The following is a 15,881-nucleotide window of genomic DNA, read 5'->3' as shown; positions in this document are numbered from 1 at the left end:
GCCGCCGCGTCAATGGAGCGGAAGCTTACAGAATACAGAGTACACGATATAGTAAATGATATCCACTTTTGGGACTTCTCAGCCTTAACCGGTCAACTGCTTGCGCATGCGCACGTGCCATATGCCCGCGTCAAGAAAAGGTTCGGGAGAGATCGTTTCATAGCCCAGCTTGCGGTAAAATGGCTCTGCCTGTGTCTGTGCATCCAGGATGACCGCAGGCACACCTTGCGACCGGATATCCTCCTCCATCGCCTGGATGAGCAGGCGGCCGATCCCCCGACCGCGATAAGGAGCAAGCACCGCGATCCGCTGGAGCTTCGCCGTCCGGGAGTCATACATCCGCCAGCGTGCAGTCCCGACCGGCTTCTCGCCGTCCGCCGCGAGAAAATGCCGGCACGCCGACCATGAGACGTCGAACTCATCCATTTCAAGGTCAGGCGGAACCTGCTGCTCTTGTACAAAAACGTTCATGCGAACGGAAAAGCAGTCATTCAGCTGCTCCTCCGTATGTACGGGTATAATGTTCAGATTCAAGCCGAAACCTCCCGGGTCTATGAAAACGTCCAAACTTCACCCGGCCGCAAAGCTTTGCCGGTAATCCCTTTTGACGTGAGGCTGTCGGCGAACGCTTGCGCATTCTGCCTGATCGGCGGGAACGTATTGAAATGCAGCGGCACGACGGTCTTGGCCTTCAGCCATTCTGCAGCAAGAGCCGCATCCTGAGGTCCCATCGTAAACACGTCGCCGATCGGCAGAAACGCCACATCAATTTGGTTGCGCTCGCCAATGAGCTTCATGTCGGAGAACAGTGAGGTATCCCCGCTGTGAAGAAGCGTCAAACCGTTCCACCGGATGATAAAGCCGCCCGGCATGCCTCCATAGATGATCTTCTTCTCTTCTTCGAGCACGATGCCGGAGCTGTGAAAAGCCTGGATCATCTCGATCTCCGCATAGCCCAGAGAGGTACGGCCGCCAATGTTCATAGCAAACGTCTTCGCTCCCTGCCAGCTCATATACGTTGCCAGCTCGAAGGTGGCAACGACGGTGGCATCATTGTTTTTTGCGATCGGCACGGTATCCAGAATATGGTCCGGATGTGCGTGGGTAAGCAGGATGTGCTCCACTTTGATATCCTCCGGATTGGTAGCTGCCAAAGGATTGCCGGAAATAAACGGATCAATGATCAGAGAGTGTCCTTCGTGACTGAGTTGCACGCAAGAATGCCCATGATAGCGAATTTCCATAATGGTTACTCCTCCTTGGTATGGGAATCGGGTTCCTTTAGGACAAGCATCGTATGTACATTGTAACAAAGAACCCGCCATAAACTCAAAAAAAGAAAAACGTCCGCAAGATCATCGGACGGTTCATGGGTGCGCTAGCCCCACCCCTCATCTTTCACGATTTCAAAGGCGGACCGTAAACTTTCCATCCCATACCCAACGCCTATTTGAAAAACCGGCCGGTTCATCCGGCAAAAGCCTTCAATAATGCCTCCCTTACACGGTCTTTGCTGAAGGGCTTGACGATAAAATCGATGGCCCCCATAGAAACCGCACGAATCAAAAGCGCCTGCTGCCCCATCGCCGACACCATGATGACTTTGGCATCCGGGTCCATCGTCTTGATTTCCTTCAGCGCCGTAAGGCCGTCCATCTCCGGCATGGTTATGTCCAGCGTAACCAGATCCGGTTTAAGCTCGGAATAAAGCGTCAGGGCCTCCAGCCCGTTGCTTGCCTCCGCCACGATTTCATACCCAAATTCGATCAGGGAATTTTTGAGAATCATACGCATAAATAAAGAATCGTCTACGATAATAATTTTTTTCACGCCGGATTACCCCCACTTGTATGATGTATGTACGCAAGGATAAGTGGCAGCACGGTCCTATAATGGCAAGTGATCAGTCAAGCTGATTTGTAACACTCGAAAAAACTTGAGATGAGATGCCGGGTCACTAAAAAAGACCTCCCGTTTGCCGTAAAGGAGGCCCGTATCAGACGATTTCCTCCGGTCCTTCGGCAACTGGCTGACGTAGTTTGCACATTAGTCCCTTTAGCATTGCGTCCTTGACTTTCACCAGGGTTGCCTTAGTCGAGTGAACCGATAATCAAATGTATTATAGCATCCTATGGTGAAAATACAAGAGCGAACTCTCGGCCTGAATAAGGTTAAACGTCTCTTCTATTCTTATCTATAATTATACCTGTTCGTTCCAGGCATTGCCACAATTTTGTCAATTTTTATCAGTAAGCTATAGAGCGCCATGATCAATATGAGAATCCCGGATGTTCACTGCTTATGCCGCCTCTGACGTGCCCGTCCCTCTTCAGCATCCGGTTTCATCTTGAATGGGCAGCTTCCTCGGATCGGTCTGTCGCTAATGGGGGTTCAGGAGATAGTGCGGAAATCTCCTTTCTCCACTCCGGAGTCATGTCTATGTTCAGCGCTCCAAGCGAGGGCTCCAACTGTTCAACATTGCGGGCGCCAATGATCGGGGCCGTGATCCCGGGATGAGACATGACCCATGCCACCGCTAATGAAACCGGATGAACGCCATGCTCATCCGCGTACCGGGTGAAGCGGTCCGCCGTCTCGTAATAGCCTGCATCGGCATAACGAAGCTTGTAATTCGCCTGCTCAACGAGCCGCCCCAGTTCAGGCTTTCGGCCGACACCGTATTTCCCTGTCAACAGTCCGCCTCCCAAAGGGCTGTAGGAGATGACGCCCATCCGCTCGGATTGAGCCATCGGTAAAATTTCGACCTCCGCCTGACGTTTCACCAGGTTGTACATCGGTTGAATGCATTCAAACCGGGCAAGGCTTTCCCTGGCTGAAATCCCAAGCGCCTTCGCGATCTGCCAAGCCGCCCAGTTGCTGACTGCCGGATGCAGTATTTTTCCCTGCCGCTGAAGATCGTCCATAGCCCGCAAAATCTCTTCCATATCCGCTTCCGAATCGAAAGCGTGAACGAAATACAATTCGATCCGGTCCGTTCCGAGCCGCTTCAAGCTTTCCTCTACCGCAAGCATGATGTGCCTGCGTGATAAGCCCCGGTCATTGATGCCCTCTCCGGTCTTCCCGTGAACTTTGCTGGTAAGAATGACATCATTGCGGATTCCGGCAATGCACTTGCCCAATATTTCTTCTGCAAGCCCTTTATTATACACATCGGCGCAATCAAAGAAATTTATGCCTACCTCCCGGCATCTTCGGAACATGGCCATAGAGGCCGCCTCGTCGGCTGCACCTCCGAAGGACATTGTGCCGAAGCAAAGACTGGATACTTTCATTCCTGTTTTACCTAGTGTACGGTATTGCATCTAACCTTCCCTCCTCTTCATGAGCCAAAGGCATCGGCCGACAGAATCCGCCTTCTATGCATTCAGCGCACATTGGTTTACGTTCAACGTGTTCATCCGCAAAACTGCACAATTCCAATCCATGAGTTCAAAAGCGCTCCCGGGTTATGTATTCGTCATTGAGGGCTCCATCTCCGGCTTGCGCCTGTTTACATCATACCATAAAAGACCGGAATACCTTCACCGCTTTTTGCCTTCCAACGGGTGAACCAAGGGTGAACCAAGATCGTCTAATATTCAAAATCATCACGTATCCGCCTTGGAAGGAGGTGAAAGAAGATGAAAACGGGAACGGCAATTGCCATCGCGATCGCGGGCGCAGCACTGTTGTCCATATCCGTATGGCTCGGGCCCGGAGTGTTCACAAGATCAGACGCGGAGCAACCGCCGACGCCGCCAAGCCAACAAGCCGGCTCCGCTCCAAACAGCCCCTCCGGCAATGAAGTCCAACCGGTTCCGCCTCCTGCTACACAGCCCGTTCCCGAGGTAAAGGCGCCCCAACGCGTACCCTATCATGGTCCGGTGGAGCATATCTTTTTCCATCCTTTGATTGCTTACCCCGAGCTGGCGTTCGATGGAGATTCGATGTCCCGGGGCTACGATGACTGGTTCGTTACCGTCAAAGAATTTAAAGCGATTCTCGAACAGTTATACCAAAGAGGATATGTGCTGATTGACATCCGGTCACTTTATGAAACCCGAGACGATCAAGGGATCCGAAGCGTATCCCGGAAGGAGCTGCTGGTGCCGGAGGGTAAAAAACCTCTGATCTTATCGGTGGATGATCTAAATTATTATGAATATATGATTCGGAACGGTAATGTAAGCAGGCTTGTCGTCGACGGTCAGGGACGGATAGCTGCGGAATCAACGAGAAGCGGCCAAACGCATATAGACTATGATAATGAAATTGTTCCCATCGTGGACGAATTTGTCAAAGCTCACCCCGATTTTTCCCTGGACGGAGCTAAGGGGGTTATAGCATTAACGGGTTACGAAGGCATCCTCGGCTATCGTACGCAAAATAGAAACACCCCCGGCTTCGAAATGGAAGCGCAGAAGGCGCTGACGGTAGTTGAAGCGCTGAAAGCCAACGGCTGGTCGTTTGCCTCACACGGCTGGGGCCATTTGGATGCAAGGAAAACCAGTCTGGACCGCTTTGTTGAGGACACTCAACGGTGGAAGGATGAGGTGGAATCACTCATCGGCCCCACCCCCGTTTATATTTATCCATATGGAAGCAGTGTGCTTCCCGGTGATCCAAAGTACCAGGCGCTGCTGGACTCCGGCTTTACCATGCTGTGCTCCGTTGGCCCGGAGCCTTATATCCGCTTTCAGTCCGACAGTATCATGATGGATCGCCGTCATATCGACGGCATCGCCCTGAAGGGTCAGGCCAAACGGTTATCCGGACTTTTCAATGCCTCGGAGGTGATGGATTCCGTGAGACCAAAGACGGAAACTTCAAAATAGCCTCCGACGCACTTACACACTCATCGTCTCTCCTTTATTGCTTGCCAATTCCTTCCTTTCGCCGAACAGCTTCTTGAGAAGCGGAGGCGTAATTAAGGTAGTCAGAATAACGACGATCACAACCGATGTAAAGAAATCCTGTGGAAGAAGATTCATTTCGAGTCCGATGGCGGCGATAATCAAGGCCACTTCTCCACGGGATATCATTCCGGCGCCGATCCGTATGGAAGAATTCCATGAGAAACCGGTCACACGCGCGCCCAAGCCGCATCCTATGATCTTGGTCAACACTGCCATGATAGTAAGTCCTGCAATGAGAGGCAGCTGCTCCATGATCCCGTTGAATGTGACGGAAACGCCGATACTGACAAAGAATACAGGGACAAACACCGCATAAGCAATCGGCTCCAGCTTGTGCTCGACTTCTTTCTTAAAATTCGTTTGGGCGATGGCAATACCCGCCGCAAACGCTCCGATAATGCCGGCAATTTGCAGCGATTCGGCAAGGTAAGAAAAGCCGAAGCAAATAATCAACGCTGCGCTTGTGACCGTTTCCGACACACGCAATGGCGCAAACCGCTTCATGATCCATGGAACGACCTTCCAGCCCAGAACAAGGATCAGGGCAAAAAACAATACTTTCTTGCCTATCAGCAGCCCTAAGCTGACATCTCCGCCGCCTACGAAAAAGCTCATCAGGAACGCGAGCAGAATGACAACCAGAATATCGTCCACGATAGCTGCGCCAAGGATGGTAACGCTCTCCCGGCTCTTCAATTGACCCAGGTCTTTAAGCGTTTGCACCGATATACTGACGGAAGTTGCCGAGAACAGCAGGCCCAGGAACAACGATTCGGCTTGTCCAAGCCCCATGAGCTGTCCTCCCGCATATCCCCCAATCAGAGGAAAAATAATGCCTCCGACAGCTACCGAAACCGATGAATTCCGGTTTCGGTTTAACTCCTGAACATCCGTTTCCAGACCGGCTATAAACATCAATAGTAAAACCCCGATTTGACTGAACGCCTGCAGCATATCTGAATTTTGAACCCATCCCAGTACAGCGGGCCCAATCACGATACCCACGATGAGCTTCCCCAGCACCGCCGGCTGACCCAGCTTGACACAAAGATCCCCTGCAATCTTTGTGGAAAGCAAAATGATTAACAACTGAAAGAAAAACAACAAGCCTATCACTCCCGTTAAAAATGGATTTGCAGCACAAAAGGAGCCTGTACAGACATACTGATATCGTCTGTGACAGGCTCCACCTAAGTACTGCTTATATTCTTTTCACTTCTATATTCTATCATGGATAATATAAATAATACAAGAGTTTTTTTGTTTTAAGTACATATCGTTTCACTTTTACACAAGAAGAAGCCCTTGCTGATTGGGGCTCCTTTTTCATTCATATTCAACTTCACTTCATTTCGGAGGTTCCTTACGTGGCGTAACATCCTGCCGGATCGATTCGCTTTTGTTCTCGGGACGGTCCGGAACATAAGGCAGCGGTGTCCGCTTGATCTGCGGCAGATAAGGCTCCTCCGACGCTTCCAGGCGTGCGCCGCAGTTCGGGCAAAATCGGGTTTCCTCCTTAACGGATTGACCGCAAGCACACTGCTTCTCGTGCTTCAACAGCCGGATCTGGTCTTCCAATTGACGGATCTGCAACTCCAGGGATTGATTTTCCTTGGAATACATGCGCACTGTTTTTTCCGCTTTGCTGAGATCCGCCGCCTTATAAGCTTCATATACCTCTAAACCGATTTGATACAGATTTTGGTCAAGCTGTTTTCGCTTCGAATGAATTTGCGCTGTAATTTTGGTAACTTCAATCGCCTGTTGGGCTTTATCCGCCGCGCGGCTCGCCCCCTTCTTCAATTTCGACAAGAAATGGTTCATGCGCAAGCCCCCTACTCCTAATCAGTTCCCCTACTGTATCATACCGAATTTCCCGCCGGCATATAACCACAATCAAGCAGATTCAAACGACGGTTTAGAAAAAAAACTCTGAACAAAGCTTTTGCTGAAGATACGTGTTATCTTTTTCGTTAAAAAAAACGAAGCCGCCTTTCCGCAGCTTCGTTTAGCGTTACCGTTATCCGGCTTGACCTGCCCTCAGTCTTCCAGCCGCTTTAATGCTGTCATAATAATCAGGGCTGCCGCTGAGCAGCCAGTTCCGGTGGCCTACAGCCGTTTCGTCCCGCTCTGGCTCGCCGTATGGCCATTCCTCGCCGATGCCTTCGACGTAGTCTTTCATCAGCATCAGAAAAGCTGCGCTCCACTGCCGCGTTCCTTTAATGGTCGGAACCAACGGGTAATATTTGTCATATGCCGCCCGAATCAGCGTATGGACGACTTCCTGCAGCACACCCGGAATATCCGCTTCCTCTACCTTTGCGGCAAGCTCGGCCGGGAGCTCCTTCTCATCCGTGGAGGCGTGCCGTTCATATTGCTCGGGCGTTACAAACCCTTTTTTCATAGCTATCCACAGCTTCATCCGGTCAAGCGCAGGCTTGTACGCCTCAGGTACCGACACCGTCAGCTCCGGCTTCGGATCGTCCAAATTAATCACAAACGATTCTTCGAATTTATTCAGCTTTACGTTTCCGCGTACACCCAGCCATCTTAAAGCAAGCAGTGCGTGCGTTCTGGCTTTCGGATCGATTTCCTCATTGCGGCAAACTCTGCGAAGCAGCTTTTCGCTTCGAGGATCGGGTACCATGCACAGCAGACGGACCGCCGTGAGCACCGACTCCGCATCTTGTTCGAGCCATACCTTGACCTGCTCAAAAACATTGTCAAGCGGTTCCGCCATCAGCCAGTCGAGCTCAATCCTCCGGTCCGCATATTCGGAGAGGCTCAGGATCCCCTGCCGCTTAAGCAGCTCTTCACCGTAGCGTTCGACCAAATCGCGATACGATTGCTCCAATTCCTCAGCCATTTGTGTCAGCGCCTGCTTTTCTTCTGCACTCAAGCCGCCGCGGGTAAGCATCCTGCGCAGCCATTCCGCCATGGCTCCGGGACTTTGCCGCCACATCATCAGAGCAAAGGATATCATGTCCTTGTCGTAGGCAACGCCTTGCTGCATAGCAAAACGGGCAAGTATCGTTTGTACATCATACTCTTTGCGCATCAGGCTCAAGGCCAGTACAAGGCCGTTCCAGGCGTTCCCGTTCTCCTGATTCTCTACAATCGCACGATAAAAACAAAAGGCAGCCGCCCCGTATGACTCCGCCTGCAAGTGTTGTCGGCCCAAATCCCCGAATTGACTCATCCAAATGTTCGCCCCCATGTGAAGTTGGAATATATGACAAGTATACATGACAACCTAGCCTTAAGAAAGCTTTGTTCAGGATATGAGCATGCTAAATGCGTAACAGCATGATCGGAGGCGAAGACGTTGTCTTATTACTGCGCAGTATGCAACGGTATGGAATCGCTTGAATGCGCTTGTCCCGTTTGCGGGCATCCGGCTCAGGATGAAGGTAAGCTTAGCGATTTTTACGGCCCTTATTCCCCTTACCGGAATATGGATGATTTAAAATTAACGAACGGTTTTATCGACCTGGAACAGCATATTTGCGTCCATTCCATCTACTGCCCGGAGTGCGGCCGGTCATCAGCACAACCGGTGCGGGAAACCAATCAACTCCATTAAAAAAAGCTGCAGCTTCCATTAGGCAAGCTGCAGCTTCTTGGCTTTACGTCCGTACTTCATCTTCAACATTTTCTCAAACAGCTGCTTGACCATCCGAATTTCGGAAGCATCCAGCTTCATAATCGAGAAATAAGATTGTACTTTTTCATCCTCTATGAACTTGTCCCATGTCAGCACCACATTTTGGGCCATCGATTCGTCCAGGCTCGACAAAATCTGTTTTTTAATGCCTCCGGTACATATTTTAAATGGATCCTTGCCATAATATTTTTCAGAAGCGGCCGCCTCCGGCTTCATTCGAAGCAACTGCACCGCATTGAACGCATCATCGAGCGCGGAATGGTGCTGGCCAATGGGCTGCAGCTCATAATCCGCCAACGCTTTGTGCAGCCCGCCTTCGAAAAACGAGGTCATGTCGATCAGATTGGCAAGCCACTTGTCAGCGACTCCGTTGATTTTACAATCCACGAACAAATGAAAATAATCGCTGCCTCCCCAAGCCAGCATCTTATATTCATCTCCGCAAAAATCAATAAACTTGTCAATCACGGTTCGAAACCCGTCACTTTGAAGCAAGGTTTCCTTAGAAATTCCGGTAAATTGCAAAGCGAATTTATTTAAGCGGAAGTTGGGCCGGATGTAGCTTTGGAATGTATCCACAATCTCCAGGCGTTCGTTCAGCTTTACAGCCCCGATCTCGATAATTTCCATGGGATGTATGTCATAATGCTTTCTGCCGTTAAACTCCAAATCGATCACGATATAATGCATGCTGTGTCTATCACCTCGTCTCTAAGCATACCACGATCAGCCCGTGTTTCCTACCTTCATTCATTGCCATTTCCGAGCAGCTTCCATGATTTTTGCCCTTCATCTCTTTTGCTCATCCTGTCTTTATGGGGGGCGATTGCAACCATTCACGCTATGGAGCGTTTAAAACCGTCTTAAATAATGAGAAAAAAAAAAAAAAAGAAGCGCCATGATTTGCAACTGGCGCTTCTAACTCCCTTGAATAGATGCTGCTTCCTTAGTTGTCTGCTTTTTGACCAACGACCGTTCCTGTCCATTCTTCGTAGCATTTGATTACGGCGCTCATATCTTCGCCGCCCCAGCCGCTGTTGCAGGCGGTTTGGAACACCTGCTTGACCGAAGACAGCACAGGCACGGGCACCTGAAGCGACTCCGCCAGCCGGTTGGCCAGTTTCAGGTCCTTATGCATCAGCTGTGTCATGAATTGGGCCGAGAAATCGCGGCTTAGCATTTTGGGACCCTTCATCTCCGCCATTCCGCTGCGTCCTCCGCCGCCGGCAAGCACCTCCAGAAAGCGCTCGGGGTCTCCGCCGGCTTTTTGAATCATCACCAGGCTCTCGGCCAGTGCCAACAAGTTGGCCGCAACCAGCATGTTATTCGCAAGCTTGGTGTTCGACCCGGCTCCGCTGCCTCCCATGTAGACCGCTTTTTTGCCCATAATGTCAAAGAAAGGGGCACATTGGTCGAAGATTTCGCTCTTCCCTCCAACGATGAACGTCAGATTGCCTTCAATAGCTTGCGGCTCGCTTCCCGTCACCGGAGCATCCAGCATTTCTACTCCGTAAGCGGCCAAGGCTTGTGCCAGCTTCTGGCTCGTTTCCGTATAAATGGTGCTGCAATCCACCACAATCCGAGGCTTGCTGCCGGCAGACGAGGCGCATGCGGAAACGATCCCCTGTTCTCCCAGATAGACCTCCTCAACGGCCCGATCATCCGTAAGCATGGTAAAAACAATATCCGCCTGCTGCGCCGCTTCAGCCGGTGATGCCGCGATCCGGACGGACGGGAGACCTTCAAAATCTTTGGTTTTGTCACGATTGCGGTTATAGACCGTGAGAGGATAGCCTGCTTTATGCAAATTCAGCGCCATCGGCTTACCCATTGTACCCAATCCAATAAATGCTAGTTTCAACTGTGATTCCTCCATTTCCCCGAGATTCAGATCAGATATAACGGCAGTCCATAATAAAGCCTGTCCAAGCGGATTTCCAATATTTCCAAAACGAACAATCATTTTATCATATCATATTGTTGAATGACCAGACAATTTAACAGCTTGGCAGTTGCACCGCTTCTATATCCTTCCTGTATACGGTTTCAATTTGCATGGATCGGTTCGTTGGCGGGCTTATTGTATGTGGTTTTCATTTGGCAGGCAAGGGAGGGGGCTTACCCAATGCCGGGCAGGCCCCTTTGACTTCTGGCATATGATCAAACGGAAGCATGGAACAGGTCGGGCACATACTCGATTTTGGACTGCGCCACGATCGTTAATTGCTTATTCTGGGGATCGTAGGCCACAGGACCGTCCTTGACGTAAAACCATACTTTCTTCGTCGGCTGATCGTCGGATTCATAAAAGACAAACACGTTCAGCTCGCTTTTCCATCTCAGGATTTCCTCTACGTTCGAATCCGGAGGCACACTCAGGGTGAATTTGTAGTTGTCTCCCGATTGCTCCAGTTTATATTCGACGGACTGCTTACCCGTATCGATAAACGTTCTGCCGCCCACCGCATGTTTGACCAAAAGGGTTTCCTTCATGACATATCTCCTCCTTAAGGCAGATCGATCAGCATGAAGAACGCTTCTTCATCCGCCGCGATGGCCATCTTGGACAACGCTTCAATTCTGGCCGTATCTCTGGGTTCCAGTGGGGTGCCGTCTACTGTCAACCGTCCCTCGATGACAAAGAGAAACACACGCCGTCCTTCTTCTTGTTGGAAAATGATTTGTCTGTCCTTCTCCAATCTGCTCAAGTATATGGTCATGTCTTGATGAATGGCCGCCGCTCGATCCGATCCCTGACGGGAAACAACAGGCAGCAGCGTATTGTTCATCCGCTTCGGATCGTAGCTGCTCGTTTCATAGGAAGGAGCAAGTCCCCGCTCGCTCGGCATAAACCACAGCTGCAAGAGCTCCAGCTCCTCGGTCTCCGAAGCGTTATACTCCGCGTGAATCATCCCGCTCCCCGCAGTCATTCGCTGAATTTGGCCGGCAGAAGTCACGGCCACATTGCCCAAATTATCCTCATGCTTGATGGCGCCGCTCAGCACAATCGTGACGATCTCCATATCGCTGTGCGGATGGGGGCCAAACCCGCGGCCTGCCGCTACTACATCGTCATTGCACACACGCATGACCCCAAAGCTTGTATTGTCCGGGTCGTAATACGCGCCAAAGGAAAAACTGGGACGGCTGCGCAGCCATCCGAGATCCATAGCATAGCGGGATTCCGCAGGATATACCTGTATCATTGAGGATCTTCCTCTCCATAGGGGTTGTTGATCAGCTTAACCTCATTGTAAGCGGTAGGACCATTTTCTTCAATCTATAACAACCGGCCGGCTGTCCCTCGACAACCGGCCGGTTTCGCGTTTTGGTATGATATTATAAAACGGCTGCGGCCAATATTTCCGCGATATCCTTTGTTTTGACCTGCTCATCCACATTCTTGAGCTTTGCGCCGTCACTCATCATCGTGAGACAGTAAGGACAGGCGCTGCTGATCAGGGTGGGACTTACCGCCATGGCTTGTTCCACTCTGGCTACGTTCACGCGTTTGCCGGCGGTTTCTTCCATCCACATCATCCCGCCGCCCGCTCCGCAGCACATGCCGTTCTCCCTGGTTCTTTCCATTTCTACCAACTCCACTCCGGGTATGGCTCTCAGAATGTTTCGCGGTTGTTCATATACTTGATTATAGCGGCCCAAGTAACACGAATCATGGTACGTAATCCGTTCTTGGACTTCCCTTACAGGAACCAGCTTCTCTTCTTTGACCAGCTGCTCCAGCAATTCCGTGTGGTGATAAACATCCGCTTCCAGTCCGAATTCCGGATATTCATTTTTCAATGTATTATAGGTATGAGGACAAGCCGTTACTATTTTTTTGACGTTGTATTTTTTAAATATCTCTATATTCTCTTTACATAGCTCCTGGAATAAAAATTCATTGCCGAGCCGACGCGCGGTATCCCCCGAGTTTTTTTCCTCTTCGCCAAGAACAGCAAAATTGACATTCGCTTTGTTTAACAGCTGAACCAAGGAACGAGTCACTTTATTGTTTCTATTATCATAAGAACCCATCGAGCCGACAAAATAAAGCACCTCGAAACCGGGATTTTCTTTCACGGTCGGCACGTGTACATCCTCTGCTTCCTCTTTCCACTGAAAACGATCCTTTTTACTAAACCCCCACGGATTTCCCTGTCTCTCAATATTCTGAAGCGCACGCTGTCCTCCCGAGGGTATGCTTCCCTGCATCAGGACAAGCTGGCGGCGCAGATCGATAATTTTATCCACGTGTTCGTTGCCGACCGGGCATTGATCCTCGCAATTTCTGCAGGTGGTGCATTCCCAAACTTCTTCTTCACTCATGACATCCCCGATCAATTGGACGTCTTCGATTTTTTTGTCCGTCATCGTCCAGCCCAGCTTCTGCCTCTGCATCGTCGGGGCGATATCGGTAACGGCATGCTCCGGAAACGATTCCGAGTGATCCGGAGGCTGGAACGAATGCGAACCCTCGGTACCGAATACAAAGCTTGGAACCCAAGGCGATTTGGAGGTCAAAAGCTGGCCTTTCTCCGTCAAATGATCACGCAGCTTCACGATCATATGCATAGGAGATAAAGACTTTCCGGTATTGGAAGCCGGACAAACATTGGTGCATCTTCCGCATTCCACGCAAGCATAAAAATCCAGCATTTGCTTTTGCGTAAACTCTTCGATGCTCGAAACACCGAACGATTCGGCATTCTCGTCTTCCAAATCAAGCGTTTTCAACTTTCCCGCCGGCTCGCTTTTCTTTAACCATATATTGAGCGGTGCCGTAATAATATGAAAGTGCTTGGATTGCGGGACATAAATCGCAAAGGACAGCAGGATCACAAGATGAATCCACCAAAAGGTGTAGTACAGAACATAAGCCGTCTGCGAGGATCCCCCTTCAAATAGAAGAGAAATGGAAGAAGAGACCGGTGCATACCAGGAAAATCCATGCTGCAGTACGGCTCGCTCTAACGCCAGCGTGAACAGAATGGAAAGCATCAGCGAAAAAATGAACAGGAGCACAATGCTGGGCTTCCATCCTTTTTTGAGCCTCTTCACCTTCTCGATATACCTTCGGTAACCCGCATAGCCTGCAGCCAATAATACCAGCAGCACGGTGATTTCCTGCATCAGGGAGAACGTGTCGTATCCCGGAATGGGCAGCGGTTTCCCGGATAGTCCTTTGTAGATTAAATCGACAGCGCCGAATTGTAATATAATAAAGCCGTAAAAGACAATGACATGCATCCATCCACTTTTTCGATCTTTTAACAGCTTCTTTTGCCCGAAAACCTCGGCAGAAAACGCCTTCAGGCGTTCTTTAGTATTCCGTGGAATGGATGCAGGCTTGCCCAAACGAATATAAGTGTACCGTACATGAACGGCCTTAAATGCCAAATAGAGCGCAATTCCGGTGACCACTAAAAACGAAAAAAAATGAATGGGAGCCCACATAGCAATCTCTCCTAATTTTCCGGTATCGCCAAAATTGGTTTTTTACTTGTTCTCGACCATCTTATGATGGATTTGCCGGACTCAAGATCTGATGTCTGACGTAATTCAGATGCTTCATGAAGGCCTCACAGGCCTCTTCTTTATTTTTCTTTTTGAATGCATCCAGGATGGGCTTGTGCATTTCGGCAAGCTCCTGTAAATCGCGGAAATAAAACTGGCCGGTAAAATACCAGATGCGGCTCATCTTATTCGTGATATCCTCCCACACTTGATACATGAAGGAATGTTCGGCGATTTTATATATTATGCTGTGAAAAGCCACGTCATTCAGTCTCATTTTGTCAATATCGTCTGTTTTGCCCGCCTCAACCATATTGTTATAAATGTCCTCCAAGGCGGCGACATCCTCATCCGTAATCCGCTCAATGGCCCGGCGAATGGCAAATACTTCGATCACTTCCCGAAAGGTGTAGATTTCCTCTATATCTTTCTTGGAAAAATTCGAAACATAGGTTCCTTTATTCCCATGGGTGACAACGAGTTCATCCCTGCGAAGAAGTCCTAAAGCTTCGCGCACCGTGCTTTGGCTGACGCCGTAGGTTCTGGCAATCTCCAGTTCGATGATCCGGTCTCCGGATTTCAGCTCGGATCGGATAATGGATTCCTTGATCGACTCATACACCTGTTCGGCAAGTGATTTGTAAACGACTTTCTTTTTGATCATAGACACATCCTTTACGCGGGATACCGGTCATGGTTGAGCTGTCCCATTCCCAAGCAGCTTATCCAATCGACTATATTTTACCGTATTCCCGCATGATTTCAAATTCTGCGGCCTGATCGGTATCCAACACCGGGTCGGTCAGTTCGCCAATCTTCTCCGGAACTCTTCGGTCAGGAGAGGAACAATTTCAAACAAATCGCCGACGATCCCGTAATCCGCAATCTGAAATATCGGAGCCTCCGGGTCTTTATTGATCGCAATGATGACCTTGGAGTTCGACATCCCGGCCACATGCTGTATCGCTCCAGAAATCCCGCATGCGATATAAAGGTCGGGTGTAATCACCTTTCCCGTTTGACCGATCTGCATCCCATAGTCGCAGTAGCCTTCGTCACAAGCGCCTCTGGAAGCTCCCGTCGCTCCGCCGAGAACGGAAGCCAGCTCATTCAAAGGCCCGAAGCCTTCTTTGCTTTTCACGCCCCGCCCCCCTGAAATGACGATTTTCGCTTCGGCTAAATCGATCGCGCCCGTAGACTTCAGCACAATGTCGCGGATCACGGTTTGTACATCCACATTGTCCGCTTCACAAAAGACGACTTCCTGCACCTTGGGCGACGGTTCCGCCTTGAAGTTGTTCGGACGTATCGTGACGAACATGTTCTCTGTCGTAAACCGTTTTTTCTCGAAAGCTTTACCCGCATAGATCGGGCGTATAAAGCTCAGATCATGGCCATCCAACTCCACATTCGTACAATCTGAGATCAAACCGTATCCGAAACGGGAAGCGATTCTCGGAGCTACGTCCTTCATATTCACGGTATGTCCTGCGAGGATGACATCCGGGTTCGTTGCCTGAATCACTTTCCGGTAGGCATGATAGTAGATGTCGGCCTGATATCTGTCGAATTGGGGATCGGCGAACACCATCACCTGATCCGCACCATGCTGCCCTAATACCTCGGCATACCGGGATGCCTGGCTTCCGAACACCGCCGCAACCAAGCTCCCGTCTCCGGCAATTTTTTGGCCGATGGACAGCGCCTCTAAAGATACCTGACGGAGTACGGAGCCTTTCATTTCCGTAAAAACCAGCACGTTTCTGTTCATCGCTCTTCTTCCT

General features: G+C 50.2%; 16 protein-coding genes and 1 riboswitch. Of the genes, 2 read left to right on the top strand and 14 right to left on the bottom strand.

The features are described from left to right. Positions 1 to 84 precede the first annotated feature (84 nt). The 4 genes from EXW96_RS07845 to EXW96_RS07830 all read right to left on the bottom strand — a co-directional run bounded on the left by EXW96_RS07845 (position 85) and on the right by EXW96_RS07830 (position 3,323). The gene (locus EXW96_RS07845) at positions 85 to 534 is read right to left on the bottom strand and encodes a GNAT family N-acetyltransferase (protein ID WP_054817937.1); all 450 of its coding nucleotides are present in this window, start codon (positions 532 to 534) and stop codon (positions 85 to 87) included. Between the two features lie 17 nt (positions 535 to 551). Then, a complete protein-coding gene (locus tag EXW96_RS07840) occupies positions 552 to 1,244 on the bottom strand; it encodes a metal-dependent hydrolase (RefSeq protein ID WP_174350284.1) in 693 nt (230 codons plus the stop codon). 223 nt (positions 1,245 to 1,467) lie between these two features. Beyond that, positions 1,468 to 1,830, bottom strand: coding sequence for a response regulator (locus EXW96_RS07835; protein WP_074727549.1), 363 nt, complete (start codon positions 1,828 to 1,830; stop codon positions 1,468 to 1,470). 187 nt (positions 1,831 to 2,017) lie between these two features. Continuing rightward, a riboswitch (cyclic di-GMP riboswitch) is annotated at positions 2,018 to 2,100 on the bottom strand. Between the two features lie 242 nt (positions 2,101 to 2,342). Further along, positions 2,343 to 3,323, bottom strand: a complete 981-nt coding sequence (locus tag EXW96_RS07830) for an aldo/keto reductase (RefSeq protein WP_174350283.1) — start codon at positions 3,321 to 3,323, stop codon at positions 2,343 to 2,345. A 318-nt stretch (positions 3,324 to 3,641) separates the two neighbouring features. On the opposite strand from EXW96_RS07830, the gene EXW96_RS07825 reads away from it, so the two are divergent. Further along, positions 3,642 to 4,835 carry a polysaccharide deacetylase family protein gene (locus tag EXW96_RS07825; RefSeq protein WP_074727547.1) on the top strand — a complete coding sequence of 398 codons (1,194 nt, stop codon included), beginning with the start codon at positions 3,642 to 3,644 and terminating at the stop codon, positions 4,833 to 4,835. A 12-nt stretch (positions 4,836 to 4,847) separates the two neighbouring features. On the opposite strand, the gene EXW96_RS07820 is transcribed toward EXW96_RS07825, so the two are convergent. The 3 genes from EXW96_RS07820 to EXW96_RS07810 all read right to left on the bottom strand — a co-directional run bounded on the left by EXW96_RS07820 (position 4,848) and on the right by EXW96_RS07810 (position 8,115). Continuing rightward, positions 4,848 to 6,029: a cation:proton antiporter gene (locus tag EXW96_RS07820; RefSeq protein ID WP_137670327.1), complete on the bottom strand. Its 1,182-nt coding sequence runs from the start codon at positions 6,027 to 6,029 to the stop codon at positions 4,848 to 4,850. A 234-nt stretch (positions 6,030 to 6,263) separates the two neighbouring features. Next, a complete protein-coding gene (locus tag EXW96_RS07815; protein WP_074727545.1) occupies positions 6,264 to 6,740 on the bottom strand; it encodes a zinc ribbon domain-containing protein in 477 nt (158 codons plus the stop codon). Between the two features lie 196 nt (positions 6,741 to 6,936). Beyond that, on the bottom strand, positions 6,937 to 8,115 hold the full coding sequence (locus EXW96_RS07810; protein ID WP_174350282.1) for a HEAT repeat domain-containing protein: 1,179 nt from the start codon (positions 8,113 to 8,115) through the stop codon (positions 6,937 to 6,939). Between the two features lie 126 nt (positions 8,116 to 8,241). Between EXW96_RS07810 and EXW96_RS07805 the strand changes: the two genes are divergently transcribed. Next, on the top strand, positions 8,242 to 8,499 hold the full coding sequence (locus EXW96_RS07805) for a hypothetical protein (protein ID WP_137670285.1): 258 nt from the start codon (positions 8,242 to 8,244) through the stop codon (positions 8,497 to 8,499). A gap of 18 nt (positions 8,500 to 8,517) precedes the next feature. Here the strand turns inward: EXW96_RS07805 and EXW96_RS07800 are convergent, their stop codons facing one another. The 7 genes from EXW96_RS07800 to EXW96_RS07770 form a co-directional block, all read right to left on the bottom strand. Next, the gene (locus EXW96_RS07800; RefSeq protein ID WP_174350281.1) at positions 8,518 to 9,270 is read right to left on the bottom strand and encodes a 3'-5' exonuclease; all 753 of its coding nucleotides are present in this window, start codon (positions 9,268 to 9,270) and stop codon (positions 8,518 to 8,520) included. Positions 9,271 to 9,526: 256 nt separating this feature from the next. Next, positions 9,527 to 10,441, bottom strand: a complete 915-nt coding sequence (locus EXW96_RS07795) for an NAD(P)-dependent oxidoreductase (RefSeq protein ID WP_171005899.1) — start codon at positions 10,439 to 10,441, stop codon at positions 9,527 to 9,529. Positions 10,442 to 10,740: 299 nt separating this feature from the next. Next, entirely contained in the window at positions 10,741 to 11,073 is a 333-nt protein-coding gene (locus tag EXW96_RS07790) for a hypothetical protein (RefSeq protein ID WP_062409028.1), read from the bottom strand. A 14-nt stretch (positions 11,074 to 11,087) separates the two neighbouring features. Beyond that, positions 11,088 to 11,786: a pirin family protein gene (locus tag EXW96_RS07785; protein ID WP_174350280.1), complete on the bottom strand. Its 699-nt coding sequence runs from the start codon at positions 11,784 to 11,786 to the stop codon at positions 11,088 to 11,090. A 133-nt stretch (positions 11,787 to 11,919) separates the two neighbouring features. Further along, positions 11,920 to 14,037 (bottom strand): (Fe-S)-binding protein, encoded by a 2,118-nt coding sequence (locus tag EXW96_RS07780; RefSeq protein ID WP_174350279.1) that lies wholly within the window; start codon positions 14,035 to 14,037, stop codon positions 11,920 to 11,922. A gap of 61 nt (positions 14,038 to 14,098) precedes the next feature. Next, positions 14,099 to 14,761 (bottom strand): GntR family transcriptional regulator, encoded by a 663-nt coding sequence (locus tag EXW96_RS07775; protein WP_062409031.1) that lies wholly within the window; start codon positions 14,759 to 14,761, stop codon positions 14,099 to 14,101. Between the two features lie 138 nt (positions 14,762 to 14,899). Then, positions 14,900 to 15,868, bottom strand: a complete 969-nt coding sequence (locus EXW96_RS07770; RefSeq protein WP_137670279.1) for an electron transfer flavoprotein subunit alpha/FixB family protein — start codon at positions 15,866 to 15,868, stop codon at positions 14,900 to 14,902. Positions 15,869 to 15,881: the final 13 nt, after the last annotated feature.

This window comes from Paenibacillus sp. JMULE4 (assembly GCF_013337105.1).
GTDB lineage: Bacteria > Bacillota > Bacilli > Paenibacillales > NBRC-103111 > Paenibacillus_G > Paenibacillus_G naphthalenovorans.
Note: the sequence above shows the minus strand (reverse complement) of the source record. Positions and strands in the feature narration are given on the sequence as shown.

Coding starts and splice junctions, on each gene's coding strand:
- EXW96_RS07840 (WP_174350284.1), bottom strand. CDS start 1,244: ATGGAAATTCGCTATCATGGGCATTCTTGCGTGCAACTCAGTCACGAA.
- EXW96_RS07775 (WP_062409031.1), bottom strand. CDS start 14,761: ATGATCAAAAAGAAAGTCGTTTACAAATCACTTGCCGAACAGGTGTAT.
- EXW96_RS07825 (WP_074727547.1), top strand. CDS start 3,642: ATGAAAACGGGAACGGCAATTGCCATCGCGATCGCGGGCGCAGCACTG.
- EXW96_RS07810 (WP_174350282.1), bottom strand. CDS start 8,115: ATGAGTCAATTCGGGGATTTGGGCCGACAACACTTGCAGGCGGAGTCA.
- EXW96_RS07780 (WP_174350279.1), bottom strand. CDS start 14,037: ATGTGGGCTCCCATTCATTTTTTTTCGTTTTTAGTGGTCACCGGAATT.
- EXW96_RS07800 (WP_174350281.1), bottom strand. CDS start 9,270: ATGCATTATATCGTGATCGATTTGGAGTTTAACGGCAGAAAGCATTAT.
- EXW96_RS07770 (WP_137670279.1), bottom strand. CDS start 15,868: ATGAACAGAAACGTGCTGGTTTTTACGGAAATGAAAGGCTCCGTACTC.
- EXW96_RS07785 (WP_174350280.1), bottom strand. CDS start 11,786: ATGATACAGGTATATCCTGCGGAATCCCGCTATGCTATGGATCTCGGA.
- EXW96_RS07790 (WP_062409028.1), bottom strand. CDS start 11,073: ATGAAGGAAACCCTTTTGGTCAAACATGCGGTGGGCGGCAGAACGTTT.
- EXW96_RS07830 (WP_174350283.1), bottom strand. CDS start 3,323: ATGCAATACCGTACACTAGGTAAAACAGGAATGAAAGTATCCAGTCTT.
- EXW96_RS07815 (WP_074727545.1), bottom strand. CDS start 6,740: ATGAACCATTTCTTGTCGAAATTGAAGAAGGGGGCGAGCCGCGCGGCG.